Here is a 22,280-nt window from a genome sequence, read left to right as displayed (position 1 = left end):
AAGGCAAATGTGGCACAGGCAATTGAAAACACACGAAAAAATAGCTTCATAAATGACCTTCTCAAACGCCCCGCTTCCGAAACCATAATCACGGGAATTATAAATACGAAATTCGGAAGTGGGGCTTGAGGCCATACTTACTAGTGGTTTTCACCCGGATGCAAGGCCGAGCTGGTCGATTGATCGCCGGCGCGATCCGATTTCGGCTTGTCATTGCCATGCTGTTCCGCTGGCGTGGCATGCGGATTGTTAGACCCTTGCGGTGTCTTAGCGCCTGACTGGTCCTTCTGAGCGTTAGGGCCCGCATTGTTTCCGGGAGTGTTTTCGTTCGGGCGACTGTCGTTATTACCCGGCTTGTTGTCCTGGCCATTGCCCGGCGCCTGGTCATGATCGTTCGCCTGCGGCTTGCGGTCGCCATAGGCATTGACCTTCTTGCCGTCGCTCTTCTGGACATCGCCGCCGCGAACACCGCTCGGGCATTCGCCCTTGAAACTGGCGTCATCCTTGTAGTCGCGGCGATCGGACGGCGCCGAAACCGGCCCCTGGTTGGTCATCTTCGCGCCCAGCGCCGTGTCGACGCAGACATGGGTGACGTAGCTCTTCTTGGTCTTCGGATCGGTATGCTTCACTTCCCAGTAGCCGGGCTTCTGGCCCATCTGCTTGATCACCACCGGATCGTAGGTCTCGGCCTGGGTGACCACGACGGTCGCCGCCGAGCTGGCTTCGCTGTCCGTCACCGCTTCGGTGGTATCCGCTGTGGTGTCATCCGTAGTCACCGTAGCTGTTTCGCTCGAAGCCGAGGCGGTGGAAGCCGGCGTGGACGGGCTACAGGCGGACAGGCCCAGAGCGGACAAGGCCAGTACGGCGACGCTGGCGGACAGAAGGTGAAAACTGGATTTCATGAAAAAACTCCGAACGATCGGCCCCCGCCAACCTTTAGAAGGCGGTTTGTAAGGATGAAATGGGGAGTTTTTGTTTCGCCGGCGACATATATCGTGGAAAATGACTACTTATCCGCTTGTCGGCTGATCCGGCAAGCGCCAGTCGATTGGCGCATAGCCTTTGGACGCCAGAAAATCATTGGCGCGCGAGAACGGCTTCGTGCCGAAAAATCCGTTGTGGGCAGATAGCGGCGACGGATGGACTGATCGGATCACCAGATGCCTGGAGGTATCGACAAAGGCCGCCTTTTTCTGCGCGTAACTGCCCCACAGGATGAAGACCACAGGCTGCGGCAGATCATTGACCGCGCGGATGACCGCATCGGTAAACTTCTCCCAGCCCTTGCCCTGATGGGCGGCGGCCATGCCCATCTCGACCGTCAGCACGCTGTTGAGCAGCAATACGCCCTGCTTCGCCCAGTGTTCGAGGAAGCCGTGAGGGGCCGGTGCGATACCGAGATCGCCCTGCAGTTCCTTGTAGATATTGACCAATGATGGCGGGATGCGCACGCCAGGCTTCACGGAAAACGACAGGCCATGCGCCTGTCCTTCGCCGTGATAGGGGTCCTGTCCCAGGATCACGACCCGGACCTTTTCCGGCGGTGTCAGGTCGAGCGCCCGGAAGTAGTCATTCCCCTTGGGAAATATCCGTGCGCCCGCCCCGCGGCGTTCCTGAAGATAGGCCTTCAGGTCGGCCATGTAGGGCATGGCGAATTCCGGCGCCAGCAGGGTCTTCCAGCCTTCATCGAGTTTGATATCGGTCATGAGCGCGGTCCCTTTGTTGTCGCGCATGGGGCCGCGACTCTCTTTTCCAGTCAAGGCAGGATAGTGGATGAGGTAACAAAAGTAAGGTTTAACCACGGAAAGCACGGAACCACCGCTTCACGGCGGCACAGAAAGACACGGAAACTCTTTGCGTAATTACTTCCGTGCTTTCCGTGGTTAAACCTTTTCTGTCCTTAAGACTTGGTGCAGGTGCCGGTGACCTTGCCCATCACATGCAGAGTGGTGTCCTGCCCGGCGGCAGAGGCCGTCACATCGCCGCCAAAGGACTGGCCGTCCTCGGCGATCGTGATCGATCCGGTCCCCTTCACCGCCGCACAATCCGTGCTCCAGGAAACGGTTTTACGCGCCTCGCTGAATTGCTGGCCGTCGCATTGCGGCCCGGTGACGGCGGCGGGCGGCGCCTTAAGGTCCTCCAGACTGGCACACAGGCTGGCCGTGGTGGTGGTCGGCGTCTGACCGGCTACGGTGGTGATCGTGGTAATCTCCCACAGGCTGTCCGGTCCCGGCAGGACGGGCGCATCGCTGACCTGGGGGGCGCTGCCGGCCACGGCCGCGGCCGCCGGGGTGGGACTGGCATCGGGGGGCACCTGATCGAAAAGGGCGGGCGACGCCACGCCAAAAAGGAAACCGGCGGCGCCGGTAAAGGCCAGGGCAAGGGTCGGACTCATGAACAAGGCTCCTGTCACAGCAAAAACCCCGAAGCTCCGCCCGCGCACACCCTACACCGCGAACCGCGTTACGCAAGCAAATCCATGTTCAAATATTTGAGATTTATCAGTTTTTTATTTCACCACGCAAAACAGAACAAGAGTCCATCATTGAGTCCCACATCATCTTTTTGCATTTTCATCACCCCTCGATGCAAATGAAACCGGCGTATATTGTATCAGATCGCCAACTGTGTATTGTCATCGCTTCGTAATGATAACGACATAAATACAAGGTCTCCCAGTGATCCACCGCTCCTCTGTTTCTGTTCGCGCCCTGCTGGCTGGCATGGCCTGCCTCTTGCTTGCCGGCGCCGTCCTGCCCGCCGCCGCCGCTGACAAGGCCAAGCCGGATGCCGCCGCCGATAAACCTGCCGACAAAGATGACAAGAGCGACGAAGGCCTGCCGCCTCTGCCGGAAGACAAGACCATCCATCAGTCGATCCAGCTCGACGGCAAGACCCTGGCCTACGACGCCACGGTCGGCAGTATCGCGGTCCGTGATGCCAAGGGCAAGAAAATCGCTGATGTCGTCTTCACGGCCTATATCGTGCCCGGCAAGGATCCCAATCGTCCGGTGACCTTCGCCTTCAATGGTGGTCCCGGCGCCGCATCCGTCTATCTCAACATGGGCGCCATCGGTCCCAAGCGCGTCCAGTTCGGCGACGAAGGCGACTCGCCTTCCGATTCCAGCACCACGGTCGACAATCCCAACAGCTGGCTCGACATGAGTGATCTCGTCTTCATCGACCCGGTCGGCACGGGCTATTCGCGTTCGCTGGAAGACGATGACCAAACCAAGAAGGACTTCTGGTCCACCGAGGCCGACATCCAGTACCTGTCGCGCGTGGTCTATGACTGGCTGGTCAAGAATGGCCGTCTGCGCTCGCCAAAATACGTGATGGGGGAAAGCTACGGCGGCTACCGTGCCCCGCGCATCGCCAATGCCCTGCAGACCCGCATGGGCGTCGGCGTTTCCGGTCTGATCATGGTTTCGCCCTATCTCGATCCGGCTGCTGTCGGTTCGGAAACCGCGCTTTCGCCCCTACCCTGGATGATCAACCTGCCTTCCATGGCCGCCGCCAACCTGGAAAAGCAGGGCAAGCTGACCCCCGCCGCCATCGCCGAGGTCGAGCAATACGACCGTACCCAGTTTGTTACCGACTTCCTGGCCGGCCGCGCCGATCCGCAGGCCGTCAGCCGCCTGGTCGCCAAGGTGTCGGAATATACCGGCCTCGATCCGGCCCTGGTGGCACGTATGGACGGCCGCGTCGACAGCATGACCTTTATCCGCGAAAGCCACCGCAACGAGCGCAAGATCGGCAGCTGGTACGATTCCAACGTCACCGCCTACGATCCCTTCCCCGAATCCGCCAGCCAGAAATCGGGCGACCCGATCCTGAACGCCCTGCTGGCCCCCACCACCAGCGCCATGGCCGATTTCGTCACCCGTGAGGTGGGCTGGAAGACGGACGCCCATTACGAGGCCCTGTCACCCATCGTCAGTGAAGGCTGGCAGCAGTATCCCAACGAGGACAAGCCGGTCAGCGACCTGCGCCAGGCCATCGCCAACGATCCCAAGATGAAGGTGCTGATCGCTCACGGCTATAACGACCTGTCCTGCCCCTTCTTCGCTTCGCAACTGGTCATCGACCAGATGCCGACCTTCGGCGGCACCCGCCAGGTCAAGCTGTCGGTCTATCCCGGCGGCCATATGTTCTACAGCCGCGCCGGCAGCGGCACCGCCTTCAAGGCCGATGCCAAGGCCCTTTACAGCAAGGATTAAGTCATGACCTTCCGCACCCTCACCTGCGCCGCCGCCTTCCTGGCCCTGGCCTCGTCTCCTGTGATGGCCAAGCCGAAGCCGGCCCCGGCGCCCGCCGCCAATGCGCCGGTCACGCCCATGACGCCGGACATATTCGACAGCTATGACAAGGTCCGGCCCGACGCCGACTTCGTCCGCCGCGTCGTCATGATACCGATGCGCGACGGCACCAAGCTCTACACGGTCATCGTCTTCAAAAAGGGCACCACCAACGGCCCGATCCTGCTCAGCCGCACGCCCTATGACGCCAAGGGCACCATGGCCCGCAGCTCCAGCCAGACGATCAAGGAAGTGCTGCCGGCGATGTATAATGAGTTCGTCGATGACGGCTATATCATCGTAACGCAGGACATTCGCGGCATCCATAATTCCGAAGGCGTCTACGTCATGAACCGTCCGCTCGCCGGACCGCTCAATGACACCAAAATCGATGAATCGACCGACGCCTACGACACCGTCGACTGGTTGTCCAAGAACATCCCTGAATCGAACGGCAAGGTCGGCATTGTCGGCTCATCCTATCTCGGCTTCACCTCGCTAATGGCCGAAATCAATCCGCACCCGGCGCTGAAGGCCGCCGTGCCGCAGAGCCCGATGGTCGATGGCTGGATGGGCGACGACTGGTTCCATAACGGCGCCTTCCGCGTCAGCAGCTTCGACTATGCCCTGGAGCAGAGCACCGGCAAGGCTGAGGCCGGCGCCGCCATCCCCGGCGGTGTAGGTGATGACTATAACCGTTATCTCGATGCCGGTTCGGTCGGTGATTACGCCCGTAAATGGGGCATCGATCAGGTGCCGTTCGTGCGCAAGCTGATGGAAAACCCCGCCTATACGACCTTCTGGTCCGGCCAGGCGGTCGACAAGTGGATGGCCGAACAGCCGCTGAAGGTGCCGACCATGCTGGTCGTCGGTCAGTGGGACCAGGAGGATTCCTACGGTGCCCCGGCGGTCTACAAGGCGATCGAGCCCAAGGACACCAACAACGACATGGTCTCGCTGGTCATCGGGCCGTGGCGCCATTCCGGCGTCAACCACTATGGCTATGATCTCGGCGCCCTCACCTTCACCGGCGACACGGCGCAGGAATTCCGCGTCAAGTATATGAAGCCCTTCTTCGACCACTATCTGAAGGGCGCGCCCGATCCCAAGACCCCGCCGGTTCTGACCTATGCCACCGGCGTCAATCACTGGGACGAGTCGCCGAAGTGGCCGATGGGCACCCTGACCCCGCTCTATATCGGCGACAATGCCACAGCCAGCTTCGACAAGCCGGCCGCGGCGGCACATGACGACTATGTCTCCGACCCGTCAAAGCCGGTGCCGTTCATTCCGCGCCCGATCAATATGTCCGATGCCTCGCAGTGGAAGCCGTGGCTGGTCCATGATCAGCGCTTCGTTTCCGACCGTCCGGACGTGCTCTCCTATACCAGCGCGCCGCTGGAAAAGGCCGTGCATGTGATGGGGGCGCCGGAGGTCGATCTGTTTGCCGCCACCTCGGGTACGGACAGCGACTGGGTGGTCAAGATCATCGATGTCTATCCCAATGAATCGCCGGAAGATGCCTCTCAAGGCTCCAAGCCGTCTATGGCCGGTTTCGAACTGCCGATGGGTATCGAAATCTTCCGTGGCCGCTATGTCCATGGCTTCGACAAGCCGGAAGCCCTGACACCCGGCAAGGTGGAAGAATACAAGTTCGCCCTGCCGAACATCGACCACGTCTTCCTGCCGGGACACAAGATGATGATTCAGGTGCAATCGTCGCTGTTCCCGCTTTACGACCGCAATCCGCAGACCTTTGTCGATAATATCTTCAACGCCAAGGCCTCGGATTATAAGGCGGCGACGGAGAGCGTTTATCGCGGCGCCGATACCGCCTCGGCGGTCTGGCTGCCGATCGTCAAGGAATAAAGAAAACGCCCCCGGTTTCGGGGGCGTTTTTTATTGCACGGCCACGGCGGCCGATACCGTCTTCGCTGCGACGGCCGCCTCATACTCGGCATGTTCAGCGTCACGTTCCGCCCGCCACGCCTTGAGCAATACGGCGCGCCGTTTGGGATAGCGGTTTTCCAGCGGCGTCCAGGAGACGATCCGGTCCGCCCGCAGATGGCGGAAGGCCTGGCGCATCTCGCACCACACCACCACCATGCGGATATGTTCGAAGAAACCAAGTGCGATCGGCCAGACCACGCGGTCGGTCGTCACCTCCTTGAGGTCGGTATAGCGGACCTGTACACGGCTTTCATTGCGGATAGAGGCGCGGATATCGCCGAGGTCAATACGGCTTTCCGGGGTCGACCAACTGGGCACCACCCACAGGCCGGAGGTTTCGATCTCGTCCGCCAGATCCTTCGGCAGGACAGCGACAATCTTGGTCAGGGCGTTTTGCGCCGCATTGCCCAGCCGGGCATCGCCGCGATCCGCCACCCACTTTACACCCAGAACCAGGGCCTCCAGTTCTTCCTGGCTCAGCATCAGCGGTGGCAGCATATAGCCTGGCCGCAGCACATAACCGACCCCCGGCTCGCCCTCGATATGCGCCCCTTGTGCCTGAAGCGCCCCGATATCGCGATAGAGCGTGCGCAGGGAAATATCGAGTTCGCGCGCCAGTTCAGCGCCCGAAACCGGATAGCGGTGGCGGCGCAGCAGTTGCAGCAGGTCCAGCAGGCGGGTGGCGCGTGACATGACGGCATCCTTTGGTCAGGTGGGCTCAGGTACGCGGCACTGAGACTTGCCTATCATCCGCCTGATGACACATTCTGTCAGCATAATTCCGGCGAGACCGCACATATTGTGAAGACTTGACTCTACCCGTGCATCATACATACTGGTCGGTATGGAAAAGATCATCGCCTCCACTCCTTCCCGCCGGGATTCCGGTCGTACCCGTGAGCATCTGGTCAATGCGGCCTTCGAAGAGGTGTATCAGTCCGGCTTTCGCGGCAGCGACCTGAACACGATCCTGGCCAAGGCGGGCGTCACCAAAGGCGCGCTTTACCATCATTTCTCCGGCAAGGAGGCCCTCGGCCATGCGGTGATCGAGGGCGTGATCGCCAGGATCACCCAGGACAAATGGCTGGCGCCGCTTGACGATGTCGATGATCCGATCGATGCCCTGATCGGCATACTGGAGGACACCGGCACGTCGGAGGCCGAGGTCAATGGCGGCTGCCCGCTCAATAACCTGGCACAGGAGATGTCACCGCTCGACGAGGGCTTCCGGATGCGTCTGTCAGAGATTTTCACCAACTGGATCGGCGGTGTAACCGATGCCCTGCGGCTGGGCCAGGTCAATGGCAAGGTCAGACGCGATATCGATGCGCGCGAAACGGCCACCTTCTTTGTGGCCAGCTATGAGGGCTATATTTCACTGGCCAAGACCGGACAGGATGCCCGTGTCCTGCTTTCCGGCATGAAGCAGTTGCGCGTATATCTCGATGGTTTGCGCGCAATCAAGACAGAGTGAATTGACGGAAAACTTTACGCAGACGTAAATAACCTGTGACTTGACCTTGATGGTTTCAATTGATACCTTCAAGAAAAACAAACAGGGATATTGCCATGACGATTGCCTCCGCCGGCGGGAAGTTCCGTGCTGCCCTGGCCGCTGAAAAGCCCTTGCAAATCGTCGGCACGATCAATGCCAATCATGCCCTGCTGGCGAAGCGTGCCGGATATAGGGCCATCTATCTCAGCGGCGGTGGCGTGGCGGCCGGGTCTCTGGGCATGCCCGACCTCGGCCTGAACACACTCGATGACGTGCTGACCGATATTCGTCGCATTACCGATGTCTGCGATCTCCCGCTTATGGTCGATATCGATACGGGTTTCGGTCCTTCCGCCTTCAATATCGAACGCACGATCAAGTCACTGATCAAGTTCGGCGCGGCCGCCTGCCATATCGAAGACCAGGTCGGCGCCAAGCGTTGCGGCCATCGCCCCGGCAAGGAGATCGTCTCCACCGCTGAGATGGTCGACCGGGTCAAAGCCGCCGCGGATGCGAAAACCGATCCCGACTTCTTCCTGATTGCCCGCACCGACGCCATCGCCGTCGATGGTGTGGACGCCGCTATTGAGCGCGCCATCGCCTGCGTCGAAGCCGGGGCAGACGGTATATTCGCTGAGGCGGCCTATGATCTCGACACCTACCGCCGTTTCGTCGACGCCGTGAAGGTGCCGGTGCTGGCCAATATCACCGAATTCGGCAAGACGCCGCTGTTCTCGCGCGAGGAACTGGCCTCGGCCGGCGTCGCCATCCAGCTTTATCCGCTGTCGGCCTTTCGCGCCATGAACAAGGCGGCGGAAAATGTCTATGAGGCTATCCGTCGCGACGGCCACCAACGCAATGTGCTCGACACCATGCAGACCCGCGAGGAACTGTATGACCGCATCGGTTACTGGGAATTTGAGGCGCGTCTCGATGCGCTCTTCAACAGCAATAAGGTTTAACCACGAAAAGCACCAAAAGCACCAAAAGGCACGAAAATCTGAGATCGCTGAATCGTTTTCGCCCGAAGGGCAACCAACGGCTCAGTGTTATATGGCTGATGAATGACGCTTCGCGTCGAAGTCACAACACTAAGAGTTTTGTGCTTTTTCGTGCTTTTGGTGCTTTTCGTGGTTCAAAAATGAAGCCGGCAAAGACCGGCAAAACAGACAGGAACAGGAGACAAGCCATGGCGGATACTCCCGCTGAATCGATTGGCTTTAAGCCCAAGAAATCCGTGGCGCTGTCCGGCCAGATTGCCGGCAATACCGCCCTGTGTACGGTCGGGCGCACCGGCAATGACCTGGCTTACCGCGGCTATGACATCCTCGATCTGGCGGCGACGTCCGAATTCGAGGAAATCGCCTACCTACTAGTCCACGGCAAGCTGCCTAATGCCAGCGAACTGAGCGCCTACAAGACGCGGCTGAAGTCTCTGCGCGGCTTACCCGCCACGCTCAAGGCCGTGCTGGAAAGCCTGCCCTACTCCACGCACCCGATGGATGTTCTGCGCACCGGCGTTTCCGTGCTCGGCTGCCAGTCGGCGGAGCGCGAGGACCATAACCATCCGGGCGCGCGCGATATCGCCGACAAGCTGCTGGCATCACTCGGCTCCATGCTGCTCTACTGGTATCAGTTCAGCCATAACGGCAAGCGTATCGAGGTCGAGACCGACGATGACTCGATCGGCGGCCACTTTCTCCACATGCTGCACGGCAAGCCGCCACCCGACTCCTGGGTGCGCGCCATGCACACCTCGCTGATCCTCTACGCCGAACACGAGTTCAATGCCTCGACCTTCGCCGCCCGCGTGATCGCCGGCACGGGGTCCGACTTCTACTCCTGCATCATCGGCGGCATAGGCGCCCTGCGCGGCCCCAAGCACGGCGGCGCCAACGAAGTCGCCTTCGATATCCAGAAACGCTACGACAATCCGGATGAAGCCGAGGCCGATATCCGCGCCCGTGTCGACCGCAAGGAGGTCATCATCGGCTTCGGCCATCCGGTCTATACGGTCTCAGATCCGCGCAATGTGGTGATCAAGGAAGTGGCGCGCCGCCTGTCCAATGAACAGAACAGCCTGAAGATGTTCAACATCGCCGAGCGGCTGGAAAGCGTGATGTGGGACGCCAAGCGGATGTTCCCCAATCTCGACTGGTTCTCGGCGGTCTCCTACCACATGATGGGCGTGCCGACCGACATGTTCACGCCCCTGTTCGTCATGTCGCGCACGGCCGGCTGGTCAGCGCACATTATCGAACAGCGCCAGGACGGCAAGATCATCCGTCCCAATGCCAACTATACCGGCCCGGAAGACCGGCCCTTTGTGCCACTGAAAGACCGTCCCTAACCATGTCTGCCCATATACCTAACGAACGCCCCGCCCCTGATCAGGTTCTTGTCGATATCGTCGACTATGTCCTCGATTACGAGGTCACCTCCGACCTTGCCTATGAAACGGCGCGCAACTGCCTGATCGATACCCTCGGCTGCGGGCTGGAGGCGCTCGACTATCCCGCCTGCACCAAGCTGCTGGGCCCGATCGTCCCCGGCACCATCGTGCCGAATGGCGCCAGAGTGCCCGGCACCCAGTTCCAGCTCGATCCCGTTCAGGCCGCCTTCAATATCGGCGCCATGATCCGCTGGCTCGATTTCAATGACACCTGGCTGGCCGCCGAATGGGGACACCCGTCCGATAATCTCGGCGGCATACTGGCCGTCGCCGACTGGCTGTCACGCACTGCGGTCTCTACCGGTAAAAAGCCGTTGCTCATGCGCGATGTCCTGACCGCCATGATCAAGGCCCACGAGATCCAAGGCTGCCTGGCGCTGGAAAACAGTTTCAACAAGGTCGGGCTCGATCACGTGGTGCTGGTCAAGGTCGCCTCCACCGCCGTGGTGGCGCAGATGCTGGGGCTGGATCGCGACGAGATTGTCAATGCCGTCTCTCTGGCCTGGGTCGATGGCCAGTCCTTGCGCACCTATCGCCATTCCCCCAATACCGGCTCGCGCAAGTCGTGGGCGGCCGGCGACGCAACGTCCCGCGCGGTCAGGCTGGCTCTCATGGCGCAGAAAGGCGAGATGGGCTATCCGTCAGTCCTGACCGCCAAGATTTGGGGCTTTTACGACGTGCTCTTCAAGGGCCAGCCCTTCAAATTCCAGCGCCCCTATGGCAGCTATGTCATGGAGCAGATTCTGTTCAAGATCAGCTTTCCCGCCGAGTTCCATTCCCAGACCGCGGTCGAGGCGGCCATGCGGCTGCACCACCAGCTTGCGGCCCTCGGCAAGACGACCGGGGATATCAAACGCATCACCATCCGCACGCACGAGGCCTGCCTCCGCATCATCGACAAGAAGGGCCGGCTCGATAACCCCGCCGACCGCGATCACTGCATCCAGTACATGGTCGCCGTGCCGCTGATCTTCGGCCGCCTGACCGCCGCCGATTATGAAGACAGCGTGGCGGCCGATCCGCACATCGATGTGTTGCGAGACCGGATCATCTGCATTGAAGACCCGCAATTCACCACCGACTATCACGATCCCGACAAGCGCTCGATCGCCAATGCCCTGACTGTGGAACTGACTGACGGCACGGTGCTTGATGAGGTCGTGGTCGAATACCCAATCGGCCATAAACGCCGGCGCACCGACGGCATCCCTCTGCTGGAGGCCAAGTTCCGCACCAACCTGGCGCGCCGTTTTCCCGCAAAGCAGCAGGCCGCCATACTAAAGGTCAGTCTCGACCAGGTGGCGCTTGAGGCCATGCCGGTCAATGATTATGTCGATCTCTATGTGATCTGACGGCTATTTACCCAGATTGAGAGGCATGGCGAAGACCTGGGTCCAGTAGGCATGGAATTCCGGCGGCACACCGGGGACGCGCTGGTCGTCTTCCTGCCAGGCCATGGCGATGCCGGTCTCCTTGAAGGCGCACATCAGAATGTTCTGCCGATGACCGGGGCTGTTCATCCAAGTGGCGAATACCTCTTCGGGATCATCCGTATTGACCTCGATATTCTCTCCGACCATCTGGAAGACATAGCCGGTATCCTGCACGCGCCGCCCCGGCGTGGAGCCATCCGGGGCATTGTGATTGAAATAGTGGCGCTCGGCCATGCCGCGGCTCTGACGTTCGGCAGCCTCGGACAGGCGGGCTTCAACACGAAGGGGCTGGCAACCATGGCGGACGCGCTCGGCATTGATCATGGCCAGCACATCGCCTTCCGGGCCGTGCGGCATGGCGTTAACATGTGTGGAAACAAGGCAGGCACAGGCGGCCGTAAGCAGGGCAAGGGTACGCATTACTGAAGGGTTCCGATGGGGGTAGTGACGACGATGCGCCTGAGGCGTTAACTTTTTCCAAATGCCCAACCTTTTCCAAATACCCGACCTCACCTCGCCATTAAGGCTTTTCGCGGCGATCAACAAACCGTATAGCCGGTGCATGCTTATCAGACCCGCCACCCCCGCCGACCACGACGCCATCTGGACCATTATCGAACCGATCGTCCGCGAAGGGGAAACCTATTCCCTGCCGCGCGATTGGGACCGCGACACCGGCCTCGCCTACTGGTTCGCGCCGCCGCATCAGGTCTATGTGGCGGAAAGCGACGGCGAAATCCTAGGTCACTATTTCCAGATGCCTAATCGCCAGGGCGGCGGCGCCCATGTCGCTAATTGCGGCTTTATGGTCTCGGCGCAGGCCACCGGCAAGGGCGTGGCCAGCGCCATGTGCCGCCACGCGCTGGAAACGGCCAAGACGCAGGGCTTCCGCGCTATGCAGTTCAATTTCGTGGTCAGCAGCAACGCGCGCGCCGTCGCCCTGTGGCAAAGACTGGGCTTTGAGATCGCCGGCTGCCTGCCGGGCGCCTTCGATCATCCGCGCCTGGGCTTTGTCGATGCCTTCGTGATGTACAAAACGCTCTGATCACAATTGATCACCTTTTTGGTGTTCGCGGCTAACGCGGAAGTGAGCAAGCGTTAGTTGGCGAAGGCGCTTGTCCGTGCGACGGTCCCCGCATGATTTTTCGGGAGCATTATCATGAGTATCAATCTGTTTAATGAAGCCACGCGTAAGGCGTTCGTCGATCAGCATATGGCCGCCTTCAAGGTTGGCGTACGCGAAGGCCGGGCCGCACGGGAAAAGCTTCAGGCCAAGATCGAATCCATGACCTCGGTTCGCTTCGGCGAGGACGACAAGATCGCCCTGCGCGACTATCTGCGCAAGCTGTCCTGGATGTATCGCAAGGGTGAGATCGACGAGCGCACCACCCAGCAGGGCCTCAACAAGGTGGTCATGGCCGCCGCCGCCAACAGCCCGGAAGTGTTGAATTACATTAGGGCTTAGGCCCCGCGCCTGATCCGTTCCATCATATAGGAGAAGTCCTGTGCGGCGTGGCCCTGGTTGCACAGGGCTTCATAAAGCGCATGCGCCCGTGAGCCCAAAGGGGTATCGGCGTTGGTCTGGGCCGCCGCCTGCATGGCCAGCCCCAGATCCTTCAGCATCAGGGCGGCGGCAAAGCCCGGCTGGTAATCATTATTGGCCGGAGAGGTCGGTACAGGCCCCGGCACCGGGCAGTAGCTGGTCAGGGCCCAGTTCTGGCCGGAGGCCTTGGAGGCGATATCGAAGAAGACCTGATCCTTCAGATCCAGCTTTTCCGCCAGGGCAAAGGCCTCGCAGGTGCCGATCATGGTGATGGCCAGCAGCATGTTGTTGCACAGCTTGGCCGCCTGACCGGCCCCTGCCGCCCCGGCATGGATCACCGTCTTGCCCATCTGTTTCAGGATCGGTTCGGCACGCTCATAGGCAGCGTCCGGGCCGCCGCACATGAAGGTCAGGGTGCCGGCCTTCGCGCCGGTGACTCCGCCGGAGACCGGCGCATCGATCATCGGATAACCGGCGACTTGCGCCTGTGTCGCCACCTGACGGGCGCTGTCGACATCGATGGTCGAGCCATCGATCAGCAAGGCGCCCTTCGGCGCGTGCTCCACCACCTGCGAATAGACGGACAGGACGTGCTGGCCACCGGGCAGCATGGTAATGATAGCTTCCACTGCCTCACAGGCTTTTTCCAGGGACGGCGCGCCGATGCAGCCATCGGAAACGGCCTGCGCCATCGCCGCCTCGCTCAGATCGAAGGCGCGCACGGCATGCCCGGCCTTCACCAGATTGGCCGCCATGCCGGAGCCCATATGGCCCAGGCCGATAAAGGCGATTTTCATAGCGCCAGCTCCTCTGCCACCGGGGCAAACATGGTCTCTATCTGACTTTGCGATACGCCCGCCGGTGTCTGTGGCGACCATTGCGGCGCATGATCCTTGTCCTCGATCACCGCGCGCACGCCTTCGGAAAAGTCGGACGTGCGGATAATGTGGCAAGCGATGCGGTATTCCATCCGCATAATCTCCTCGAAGAACGACATGTGCGCGCCGCGCCGCAGTTGTTCGAGCGATACGGCCATGGAGAGCGGCGATCGTGTTTTCAGGATATCGGCCTGCGCCGTCGCCCAGTCATCATCGGCCATTTTCAGCGCCAGACAGATATCGGTGACGGTCGGACGTGAAAAACAATGATTGATGATATTGAGATGCTCGGCATAGACCGGCGTTCGGGGTGTCTCGGTATAGCCGGCCAGCACCGTATCCGGCGCCTCGCCTGCCAGAATCCGCGCCTTTACCTCCGGCAGTTTTTCGGAAGCCACAAAATGGGTCGCAATGCCTGCGGCCAGCACATCCCGCCCCTTCAGTCGCGCCCCTGTCAGGGCCAGCCAGGTGCCCAACTCACCCTCCAGTCGCGGCAGAAACCACGAACCGCCAACATCGGGGAACAGGCCGATACCCGTTTCCGGCATGGCAAATAGCGTATGTTCGGTAGCGATGCGGTGCGACCCATGGATCGAGATACCAACACCACCGCCCATGGTTACGCCATCGAGGCAGGCGATATAGGGCTTGGGGAAACGTTTGATCTGCGTGTTGAGCGTATATTCAATACGGAAGAAATCAGCCGCTTCGACACCATCCACCCGGCCGGACTGCGCCACCATGCGAATATCACCACCGGCACAGAAACCACGTGTGCCCTCAGCATGGTCGATCATCAGGAGCTTCACGCGATCGTCGGTCGCCCATTCGGTCAGGGCCTCGCTCATCCGCCGACACATGTCGGTATTGAGCGCGTGCAGGGCCTGCGGACGGTTGAGCGTGATGCGGCCAATGCCGTTCTCAATGCGGATAACAACGTCCATCACTGCCCTTTCAACATATCGCGCGCGATGATGACGCGCATGATTTCATTGGTGCCTTCGAGAATCTGATGCACCCGCAGGTCGCGTACGATACGCTCGACGCCATAGTCATGCAGATAGCCATAGCCGCCATGGATTTGCAGCGCTTCATTGGCGACTTTCGAGCCGGTATCGGTGACAAAGCGTTTGGCCATGGCGCACCAGCGGGTGGCGTCGGGCGCGCCGGCATCAAGTCTTGCGGCCGCTTCATAAAGCAGGGTGCGCGCCGCCTGGAGTTCGGTTTCCATATCGGCCAGCTTGAACTGCGTCACCTGGAACTGATCGAGCGTCTTGCCGAACTGGCTGCGCTCACCCGCATACTGCCGGGCGCGATCGAGGGCATCCTGCGCGCCGCCGAGTGAACAGGCTGCGATATTGAGCCGGCCGCCATCCAGCCCCTTCATGGCGAATTTAAAGCCCTCGCCTTCCCCGCCGATGCGGTTTTCGGCCGGGATGCGCACGTTTTCGAAAATGACCTGCCGCGTCGGCTGGGCGTTCCAGCCCATCTTCTTTTCATTGGCGCCGAAGCTCAGGCCCGGCGTCGCCTTCGGCACGACAAAAGCCGATATGGTCTCGCCAGTCTTCGCCATGACAATATAGATATCCGAGGTGCCGGCGCCGGAAATGAACTGCTTCGAGCCATTGAGCACATAGGTCTCACCCTCTGCCTCGGCGCGTGTCTTCATGGCGGCGGCATCGGAGCCGGAGCCCGGCTCGGTCAGGCAATAGGAGGCGATGAGTTCCATGCCGGTCAGCCGGGGCACGAACCGTGCGCGCAAGGCCGCCGAACCAAAGGTGTCGATCATCCAGGTGCACATATTGTGGATCGACAGGAAGGCCGCCGTGGCGATGCAGCCGCGCGACAACTGCTCGAAGATCAGCACGGCATCGAGGCGGGACAGCCCCGATCCGCCATGCGCCTCGCCGGTATATATGGCGGCGAAACCCAGCCCCGCCGCCTCGCGCATCACATCGACCGGAAAGTGCTTATGTTCGTCCCACTCGCCGGCATGGGGCCGCAGGCGGTCGTACGCAAAACGCTGCGCCGCCGCCTGAATCATAAGCTGGTCGTCGTTCAGTGGCATTGGGTTTCCTGGCCTGTTTTACCCTCTCCTCTCACGGGAAAGGTTTCGTACTTTAACTCATCGTCGGAATGACAAAGGCCTGATCGCCGATATCACCGTCCGGCCAGCGCTGGGTGACCGTCTTGACCTTGGTGTAGAAGCGCACGCCGTCCTCGCCGTACTGGTTCATGTCGCCAAATGCCGAGCGCTTCCAGCCGCCGAAGCTGTGATAGGCCACCGGCACCGGGATCGGCACATTGATCCCCACCATGCCGACATTGACCTTGGCCGCGAATTCCCGCGCCGCCAGGCCGTTACGCGTGAAGATGGCCACGCCATTGCCATAGGCGTGCTGGGACGGCAGGGCCGCCGCCTCTTCCAGGGTCTCGGCGCGCACGACTTGCAGCACCGGCCCGAAGATTTCCTCCTGATAGGTCACCATGTCCGGCCTGACGCGATCGAACAGGGTTGGCCCGATAAAGAAGCCCGCCTCATGCCCCTGCAGTTTCAGCCCGCGGCCATCGAGCAGAAGTTCTGCGCCCTCATCGACGCCCATCTGGATATAGTTTTCCACCTTGGTCTTGTGGGCGGCAGAGATCACCGGCCCGTAATGCGCCTCGGCATCGGTCGATATCCCGACTTTCAGATTGCGCGCCGCGTCGATCATGCGCTCGACAAAGGCATCCGCCGTCTTTTGGCCCACGGGCACCGCCACCGGCAAGGCCATGCAGCGCTCACCGGCCGAGCCATAGGCCGCCCCGACAATATCCTTCACCACCTGGTCGAGATCGGCATCCGGCATGATAATTCCGTGGTTCTTGGCGCCGCCCATGGCCTGGACGCGCTTGCCGTGCGCCGCGCCCGTGGCATAGATATACTGGGCGATATCCGACGAGCCGACAAACGACACCGCCTTGATATCCGGATGGGTGATCAGGGCATCGACCGCCACCTTGTCGCCATGGACAACCTGGAAAACGCCCTCAGGCAGCCCCGCTTCAATCAGCAGCTCGCCCAGGCGCACCGGCACGGACGGGTCCTTTTCCGAAGGCTTGAGGATAAAGGCATTGCCGCAGGCCAGCGCCACCGCCGACATCCACAGCGGGATCATGGCAGGGAAGTTGAACGGCGTGATACCGGCCACCACGCCCAGAGGCTGGCGCATCGAATAGACATCGATGCCCGGTCCGGCGCCTTCAGTATAGTCGCCCTTCAGCAGGTGCGGAATGCCACAGGCGAATTCCACCACCTCAAGTCCGCGCTGGATATCGCCCTTGGAATCCGCAATGACCTTGCCGTGTTCGGAGGACAGCAGATGCGCCAGTTCCTCCATATTCTGCTCGATCAGCGCCTTGAAGGCGAACATCACCCGTGCCCGGCGCTGAGGGTTCATGGCCGCCCATCCACTTTGCGCCTTCACGGCCTTCTGGATGGCGTCATCGATCTCGGCGGCTGTGGCCAGAGCCACGCGCGCCTCGATCTGACCGGTATTGGGATTATAGACATCGCCGAAGCGACCTGATGCGCCAGCCACAGACTTGCCGTTGATGAAGTGGGATATCTCGCGCATCAGGTCTCTCTCTTTGGGTGATCAGGCGGCCTCGGTCACATTCTGCCGGGCCTTTGCCGCGGCGATCTTATCCCGCGCCATCGAATCGGCAACCAAATTTGTGATCACATTCGCGCTTTTTGCCTTGATGAAGATATCCGTCAGGCGCGGTCCGATGGCATCGACCTGCGCCAGTATATGGGCTTCGTCATTATGACCGGAGATTTCACCGGCCACCATGATGATGCCGCCGGCATTGATCACATAGTCCGGCGCATAAAGAATGCCGCGCTCGCCGAGGATCACCCCGGCCTGTGGCGTCAGGAGCTGATTATTGGCCGCCCCCGCCACAATGGTGGCCTGAAGCTGCTGCGCCACCACCTCGCTGATCGCTCCCCCTAAGGCGCACGGCGCCACCACATCGACGGTCTGGAGCAGAATGTCGTTGACCGATACGCTTTCCGCGGCGAAGCGGTCGCACACCTCTTCCACCCGCACCGGATTGATATCCGCCACCACCAGACGGGCGCCGAGATTGAACAGTTCCTCGCACAGATAGCTGCCGACATGGCCCAGCCCCTGCACGGCCACCTTGATGCCGGCCAGATCAGAACGGCCAAGCTTGGCCTTGACCGCCGCCTCGATACCGACCCGCACGCCGCGCGCCGTGAAGGGTGACGGATCGCCGCCACTCTTGCCCACCGCCGCATCGAGACCGGACACATAGCCGGTGGTGCGCGCCACGATCTTCATATCGGCAACCGAAACCCCGACATCCTCGGCGGTGATATACTGGCCATCGAGGCTATCGACCGCGCGGCCAAAGGCTTCCAGCACCGCTTCGCGACGCTCCGGCAGAACCGGCCCCAGGATCACGGCCTTGCCGCCGCCCATCGGGAGATTGGCCATGGCGTTCTTGTAGCTCATCCCGCGTGACAGGCGCAGGGCATCGCCGAGTGCGGCCACGCCGCTGCCATAGGTCCACAGGCGGCAACCGCCGGCGGCGGCGCCCAGAGCGGTGGAATGGACCGCAATGATCGCTTTCAGGCCACTGGCCGCATCCTCCACCATGAGGACTTTTTCGTGGGCGTCGTAATCGGGATGATCAAACATGTACTGCGTCTTTCAGTTGGGCTTTGGTATGGGGTTCTTTGGGTGTGGCGGCCTCGAATTGCACGACAAGATCGGCTTCCTTCGCTCTGGTCTTTTCCAGATTGGCCAGCTTGATGTGACCGAAGCCACGGATCTCCTCTGGCAGTCTGGCCAGCGCCACCGCCAGATCGAGATTATGAGGCGCGAGATCGCGCACCAGGCGCTGGATCAGGCGCTCGTAGTCGACGACCAGTTGCCGTTCGGTGCGGCGCTCGTGCGTATGGCCGAAGGGATCGAACAGCGTGCCGCGCAATCCCTTCATGGCCTTGAGCAGGACAAAGGCCTGAAAGACCCATGGGCCGAATTTGCGCTTCTTCGTCCCCATGAAGGGCGGTGCCAGGAAGACGGATATTTTCTTCGTGTCTTCAAACTGTTCAGCCAATGTCTTGCGGAAGTCCGGATCACTGTAGAGGCGCGCCACCTCGTATTCATCCTTGTAGGCCATCAGTTTGTAAGCATTGCGCGCCACGGCCTCAGTCAACTGTGGTTCGCCCCGCACCAGATCGACCATAGCCTTGTAACGCGCGGCGTAGGCGGCATTCTGGTAGACGGTCAGGTCGGCCACACGCGCCGCGACAAAGGTCTCCAGATCGAAAACGTGCGTCTCTTCCGGCTTCGCCTCCAGCCGCCCCTCGGCCCAGGCGCGGCCAAGCGCGAAGGCGCACAGATTGGCCTTCACTGCGGCGCCATTCAGTTCGATGGCCTTTTCGATCGCCGCCAGCGACAGCGGCAAGACGCCCGATTGCCAGGCCGCCCCCCACAGGATCATCAGGGCATAGACGGCATCGCCCATATAGGTGCGGGCCAGACCGGCGGCATCGAGCGTTTCCAGCGAGCGGGCGGCCTGGCGCACCCGGCGCGTCATCGAAGCCTGATCGAAGATGGTGTTGGTATTAAGTGTGAATTCGGCACTGGGCGTAAGCGCACTGTTGAGAAAGCCGGTGGTGCGGTCCTTGCCCAACAACGGCAGGCAGGCCTTGCCATGCGCCGTGATCATGTCGGCGGCGATCAGCACGTCGGCCTCGCCCAGTGGAATGCGGCCACCGGGCACCATCACGCCCGGCGCGGCAAATCGGACATGGGCATCGACCGCGCCGCCGCGCTGCGCCAGGCCGATCTGGTCGACGCAGATGACTTCCAGCCCTTCGATATGGGCCGCCATGCCGACCATGGCCGACAACGAGGTCACGCCCAGTCCGCCGACACCAGTGATCAGCAGGTTATAGGGCTGATCGCTCAAACTGACCGGTATGATATCCGGCAGGCCTTCGATCAGGTGATCGATGGCGGCGGGCTGCGCCTTTTTGACCTGCGCGCCTTCGAGCGAAACGAAGCTGGGGCAGAAACCTTTGACGCAACTTGTATCGAGATTACAGGCCGACTGGTCGATCTCGCGCTTGCGCCCGAGTTCGGTTTCCTTCGGCCCCACGGCGATGCAGTTCGACTTGGCTGAGCAGTCGCCACAACCTTCGCACACCTTGTCATTGATGAAGATGCGCTCTTTCATTTGCGGCGCCAGACCGCGCTTGCGCCGACGACGTAGTTCGGTGGCGCACATCTGGTCGTAGATCAGCACGCTTGTGCCGTGCGTCGCCTTCAGTTCGGCCTCGGCCTGCTCGATCTGGTCGCGGTGATAGAAGCTGACCTTGGCCGGCATCTTGGGGTGATTGCGCCAGCGATCGGGATGCGGCGACACGAGGATGATCCGCTTTACGCCCTCGGCCGCCACCTGCTGCGCCACGGTCACCGGATGCAGCACGCCATCGACATGCTGGCCGCCGGTCATGGCCACGGCATCGTTATAGAGGATCTTGTAGGTGATGTTGACGTGCGCCGCCACCGACTGACGGATAGCCAGCAGGCCGGAATGGAAATAGGTGCCGTCGCCAAGATTGGCGAAGATGTGCGGCTCGTCGGTAAAGGGCGCCTGCCCCACCCAGGTAACGCCCTCCCCGCCCATATGGGTGCAGATTTCCGAATGCCGGTCGGGCATGAACTGCACCATGTAGTGACAGCCGATCCCGGCCGAGGCGCGGCTGCCTTCCGGCACGGTGGTCGAGGTATTATGCGGACAACCGGCGCAGAAGAACGGTTTGCGCGTATGCAGCTGGACGACGTTTTCCTTGGCCGCCGCCTGGGCCGTAGAGCGGGCAATGATGGCCTGACGCGCCTCGGTGCGCGCCTCCGGCGGCAGCACTTCAAACAGGGCGATAGCGACACCCACCGTATCGAGATCGAGCACATCGCGCACCAGATCCTTGCCGCGGATTCTCGGCCGGCGGGCATCGGGCAGGCCGTAGAGCGCATCGCGCAGCTGGTATTCGATCAGATTGCGCCGCTCCTCGACCACCAGCACAGTTTCCAGCCCGTCGGCGAAATGCGTGGCCCCGACCGGATCGAGCGGCCAGACCATGCCGACCTTCCAGATCCGCAGCCCCATATGGCGGGCTTCGGCCTCGCTGATCTCCAGCAGGCGCAGGGCATCCATGACATGCAGGAAACCCTTGCCGGAAGCGGCGATCCCCAGCCGTGCGGCGGGCGCGTCCTGGGTCAGTGGGTTGAGTCCGTTATGACGGGCAAAGGCCTGGGCCGCCGGCAGGCGGAAGTGACGGTGCAGGATTTCCTTCTGGTCCGGCGTCTGACCGAGGCGGATATTCAGGCCACCTTCGGGCAGGTCGAAATCGGGCACGGTGGTCTGCCAGCGCCGGTGGTCGATATGGGCTGAGGTCGAGGCGTCCATCAGGTCGGCGATGGTCTTGATGCCAATCCAGCAGCCCGAATAACGCGACAGCTGGATGCCTTTGAGGCCGAACTCGATCACCTCATCGATAGTCGAAGGCACCAGGCTCGGCATTTCGGCATCGGCAAAAGCAAATTCCGACTGGTTGGGCAGGGTCGAGGACTTGCAGCTGTGATCGTCGCCCGCCAGCGCCAGCACGCCGCCCAGGGCCGAGGTCCCGGCGAAATTGGCGTGCTTGAACACATCGCCCGTACGGTCCACGCCCGGTCCCTTGCCATACCACAGACCGAACACGCCATCGCGTTTATGGCCGTTGAACAGCGGCACATGCTGCGTGCCCCAGACGGCCGTGGCCCCCAAATCCTCATTGATGCCACGCTGAACGACGATATCATGCGTCTCAAGCAGATCCTTCGCCTGGGCCAGTTGCATATCGTAGGTACCGAGCGGCGAACCGCGATAACCGGAGATAAAACCGGCGGTATTCAGTCCTCGGGCGCGGTCCATGTCGCGGATCAGCATCGGCAGTCGCACCAGGGCCTGCACGCCCGTCATGAAGGCGCGGCCACTGTCCAGTTCGTACTTATCCGCCAATGTCACCTGTGCGCGCATAGCGATCCCTGCGTTTTATCGTTACATGCGAGACTAGACCCGATTCAGGAGAATGTGCTTCCAAACTGCCGGTGCAAGCCCATTGGCGTGGGAGAATTTTTCTGCAATAATAACGACAACGAGAATAATAT

Annotated in this window: 19 protein-coding genes; 8 read left to right on the top strand and 11 right to left on the bottom strand. The window is 61.1% G+C overall.

Annotation, left to right across the window (positions count from 1 at the left end; genetic code table 11):
* Nucleotides 1-140: 140 nt before the first annotated feature.
* The 3 genes from QM647_RS09895 to QM647_RS09885 form a co-directional block, all read right to left on the bottom strand.
* Entirely contained in the window at nt 141-902 is a 762-nt protein-coding gene (locus QM647_RS09895; protein WP_414995351.1) for a hypothetical protein, read from the bottom strand.
* 108 nt (nt 903-1,010) lie between these two features.
* Entirely contained in the window at nt 1,011-1,706 is a 696-nt protein-coding gene (gene ung / locus QM647_RS09890; RefSeq protein WP_414995350.1) for a uracil-DNA glycosylase, read from the bottom strand.
* A gap of 194 nt (nt 1,707-1,900) precedes the next feature.
* A complete protein-coding gene (locus tag QM647_RS09885) occupies nt 1,901-2,395 on the bottom strand; it encodes a DUF3617 domain-containing protein (protein ID WP_414995349.1) in 495 nt (164 codons plus the stop codon).
* 283 nt (nt 2,396-2,678) lie between these two features.
* On the opposite strand from QM647_RS09885, the gene QM647_RS09880 reads away from it, so the two are divergent.
* The gene (locus tag QM647_RS09880; protein ID WP_414995348.1) at nt 2,679-4,220 is read left to right on the top strand and encodes a S10 family peptidase; all 1,542 of its coding nucleotides are present in this window, start codon (nt 2,679-2,681) and stop codon (nt 4,218-4,220) included.
* A gap of 3 nt (nt 4,221-4,223) precedes the next feature.
* A complete protein-coding gene (locus tag QM647_RS09875; RefSeq protein ID WP_414995347.1) occupies nt 4,224-6,167 on the top strand; it encodes a CocE/NonD family hydrolase in 1,944 nt (647 codons plus the stop codon).
* A 30-nt stretch (nt 6,168-6,197) separates the two neighbouring features.
* Here QM647_RS09875 and QM647_RS09870 read toward each other — a convergent pair whose 3' ends face one another.
* Nucleotides 6,198-6,941, bottom strand: a complete 744-nt coding sequence (locus QM647_RS09870) for a helix-turn-helix transcriptional regulator (RefSeq protein WP_414995346.1) — start codon at nt 6,939-6,941, stop codon at nt 6,198-6,200.
* Between the two features lie 151 nt (nt 6,942-7,092).
* Here QM647_RS09870 and QM647_RS09865 point away from each other — a divergent pair, with 151 nt between their 5' ends.
* From QM647_RS09865 to QM647_RS09850, 4 genes are all read left to right on the top strand, one after another.
* A complete protein-coding gene (locus tag QM647_RS09865) occupies nt 7,093-7,722 on the top strand; it encodes a TetR family transcriptional regulator C-terminal domain-containing protein (protein ID WP_414995345.1) in 630 nt (209 codons plus the stop codon).
* A 95-nt stretch (nt 7,723-7,817) separates the two neighbouring features.
* On the top strand, nt 7,818-8,705 hold the full coding sequence (gene prpB, locus QM647_RS09860; protein WP_414995344.1) for a methylisocitrate lyase: 888 nt from the start codon (nt 7,818-7,820) through the stop codon (nt 8,703-8,705).
* Between the two features lie 227 nt (nt 8,706-8,932).
* The gene (prpC, locus tag QM647_RS09855) at nt 8,933-10,093 is read left to right on the top strand and encodes a 2-methylcitrate synthase (protein WP_414995343.1); all 1,161 of its coding nucleotides are present in this window, start codon (nt 8,933-8,935) and stop codon (nt 10,091-10,093) included.
* A 2-nt stretch (nt 10,094-10,095) separates the two neighbouring features.
* The gene (locus QM647_RS09850; protein ID WP_414995342.1) at nt 10,096-11,547 is read left to right on the top strand and encodes a bifunctional 2-methylcitrate dehydratase/aconitate hydratase; all 1,452 of its coding nucleotides are present in this window, start codon (nt 10,096-10,098) and stop codon (nt 11,545-11,547) included.
* Between the two features lie 3 nt (nt 11,548-11,550).
* On the opposite strand, the gene QM647_RS09845 is transcribed toward QM647_RS09850, so the two are convergent.
* The gene (locus QM647_RS09845; RefSeq protein WP_414995341.1) at nt 11,551-12,048 is read right to left on the bottom strand and encodes a CAP domain-containing protein; all 498 of its coding nucleotides are present in this window, start codon (nt 12,046-12,048) and stop codon (nt 11,551-11,553) included.
* 142 nt (nt 12,049-12,190) lie between these two features.
* On the opposite strand from QM647_RS09845, the gene QM647_RS09840 reads away from it, so the two are divergent.
* On the top strand, nt 12,191-12,673 hold the full coding sequence (locus QM647_RS09840) for a GNAT family N-acetyltransferase (protein ID WP_414995340.1): 483 nt from the start codon (nt 12,191-12,193) through the stop codon (nt 12,671-12,673).
* 114 nt (nt 12,674-12,787) lie between these two features.
* Nucleotides 12,788-13,093, top strand: coding sequence for a hypothetical protein (locus QM647_RS09835; protein WP_414995339.1), 306 nt, complete (start codon nt 12,788-12,790; stop codon nt 13,091-13,093).
* On the opposite strand, the gene mmsB is transcribed toward QM647_RS09835, so the two are convergent.
* Genes mmsB through QM647_RS09805 form a run of 6 tightly spaced genes read right to left on the bottom strand, consistent with a single transcriptional unit; the run spans nt 13,090 to nt 22,149 of the window.
* Nucleotides 13,090-13,968 carry a 3-hydroxyisobutyrate dehydrogenase gene (mmsB, locus tag QM647_RS09830; RefSeq protein ID WP_414995338.1) on the bottom strand — a complete coding sequence of 293 codons (879 nt, stop codon included), beginning with the start codon at nt 13,966-13,968 and terminating at the stop codon, nt 13,090-13,092. The two genes, QM647_RS09835 and mmsB, sit on opposite strands and share 4 nt — an antisense overlap.
* Entirely contained in the window at nt 13,965-14,993 is a 1,029-nt protein-coding gene (locus tag QM647_RS09825) for an enoyl-CoA hydratase/isomerase family protein (protein ID WP_414995337.1), read from the bottom strand. The genes mmsB and QM647_RS09825 overlap by 4 nt, the downstream gene beginning before the upstream one ends.
* Complete coding sequence (locus QM647_RS09820) at nt 14,993-16,117, bottom strand: acyl-CoA dehydrogenase family protein (RefSeq protein WP_414995336.1); 1,125 nt, start codon at nt 16,115-16,117, stop codon at nt 14,993-14,995. The genes QM647_RS09825 and QM647_RS09820 overlap by 1 nt, the downstream gene beginning before the upstream one ends.
* A 52-nt stretch (nt 16,118-16,169) precedes the next feature.
* Entirely contained in the window at nt 16,170-17,666 is a 1,497-nt protein-coding gene (locus tag QM647_RS09815) for a CoA-acylating methylmalonate-semialdehyde dehydrogenase (RefSeq protein ID WP_414995335.1), read from the bottom strand.
* A gap of 21 nt (nt 17,667-17,687) precedes the next feature.
* Entirely contained in the window at nt 17,688-18,758 is a 1,071-nt protein-coding gene (locus QM647_RS09810) for a Leu/Phe/Val dehydrogenase (RefSeq protein WP_414995334.1), read from the bottom strand.
* The gene (locus QM647_RS09805; protein ID WP_414995333.1) at nt 18,751-22,149 is read right to left on the bottom strand and encodes an indolepyruvate ferredoxin oxidoreductase family protein; all 3,399 of its coding nucleotides are present in this window, start codon (nt 22,147-22,149) and stop codon (nt 18,751-18,753) included. The genes QM647_RS09810 and QM647_RS09805 overlap by 8 nt, the downstream gene beginning before the upstream one ends.
* Nucleotides 22,150-22,280: the final 131 nt, after the last annotated feature.

Origin of the sequence: Asticcacaulis sp. (assembly GCF_047605585.1) — a bacterium.
In the GTDB taxonomy this organism is placed as follows: domain Bacteria; phylum Pseudomonadota; class Alphaproteobacteria; order Caulobacterales; family Caulobacteraceae; genus Asticcacaulis.
Note: the sequence above shows the minus strand (reverse complement) of the source record. Positions and strands in the feature narration are given on the sequence as shown.

What these genes read in the sequence shown, in the direction of transcription:
- QM647_RS09810 (WP_414995334.1), bottom strand. Translation starts at nt 18,758, where the DNA reads ATGTTTGATCATCCCGATTACGACGCCCACGAAAAAGTCCTCATGGTG.
- QM647_RS09835 (WP_414995339.1), top strand. Translation starts at nt 12,788, where the DNA reads ATGAGTATCAATCTGTTTAATGAAGCCACGCGTAAGGCGTTCGTCGAT.
- QM647_RS09865 (WP_414995345.1), top strand. Translation starts at nt 7,093, where the DNA reads ATGGAAAAGATCATCGCCTCCACTCCTTCCCGCCGGGATTCCGGTCGT.
- QM647_RS09870 (WP_414995346.1), bottom strand. Translation starts at nt 6,941, where the DNA reads ATGTCACGCGCCACCCGCCTGCTGGACCTGCTGCAACTGCTGCGCCGC.
- QM647_RS09820 (WP_414995336.1), bottom strand. Translation starts at nt 16,117, where the DNA reads ATGCCACTGAACGACGACCAGCTTATGATTCAGGCGGCGGCGCAGCGT.
- prpC (WP_414995343.1), top strand. Translation starts at nt 8,933, where the DNA reads ATGGCGGATACTCCCGCTGAATCGATTGGCTTTAAGCCCAAGAAATCC.
- QM647_RS09875 (WP_414995347.1), top strand. Translation starts at nt 4,224, where the DNA reads ATGACCTTCCGCACCCTCACCTGCGCCGCCGCCTTCCTGGCCCTGGCC.
- QM647_RS09805 (WP_414995333.1), bottom strand. Translation starts at nt 22,149, where the DNA reads ATGCGCGCACAGGTGACATTGGCGGATAAGTACGAACTGGACAGTGGC.
- QM647_RS09850 (WP_414995342.1), top strand. Translation starts at nt 10,096, where the DNA reads ATGTCTGCCCATATACCTAACGAACGCCCCGCCCCTGATCAGGTTCTT.
- QM647_RS09840 (WP_414995340.1), top strand. Translation starts at nt 12,191, where the DNA reads ATGCTTATCAGACCCGCCACCCCCGCCGACCACGACGCCATCTGGACC.
- mmsB (WP_414995338.1), bottom strand. Translation starts at nt 13,968, where the DNA reads ATGAAAATCGCCTTTATCGGCCTGGGCCATATGGGCTCCGGCATGGCG.
- QM647_RS09885 (WP_414995349.1), bottom strand. Translation starts at nt 2,395, where the DNA reads ATGAGTCCGACCCTTGCCCTGGCCTTTACCGGCGCCGCCGGTTTCCTT.
- ung (WP_414995350.1), bottom strand. Translation starts at nt 1,706, where the DNA reads ATGACCGATATCAAACTCGATGAAGGCTGGAAGACCCTGCTGGCGCCG.
- QM647_RS09845 (WP_414995341.1), bottom strand. Translation starts at nt 12,048, where the DNA reads ATGCGTACCCTTGCCCTGCTTACGGCCGCCTGTGCCTGCCTTGTTTCC.
- QM647_RS09895 (WP_414995351.1), bottom strand. Translation starts at nt 902, where the DNA reads ATGAAATCCAGTTTTCACCTTCTGTCCGCCAGCGTCGCCGTACTGGCC.
- QM647_RS09825 (WP_414995337.1), bottom strand. Translation starts at nt 14,993, where the DNA reads ATGGACGTTGTTATCCGCATTGAGAACGGCATTGGCCGCATCACGCTC.
- prpB (WP_414995344.1), top strand. Translation starts at nt 7,818, where the DNA reads ATGACGATTGCCTCCGCCGGCGGGAAGTTCCGTGCTGCCCTGGCCGCT.
- QM647_RS09815 (WP_414995335.1), bottom strand. Translation starts at nt 17,666, where the DNA reads ATGCGCGAGATATCCCACTTCATCAACGGCAAGTCTGTGGCTGGCGCA.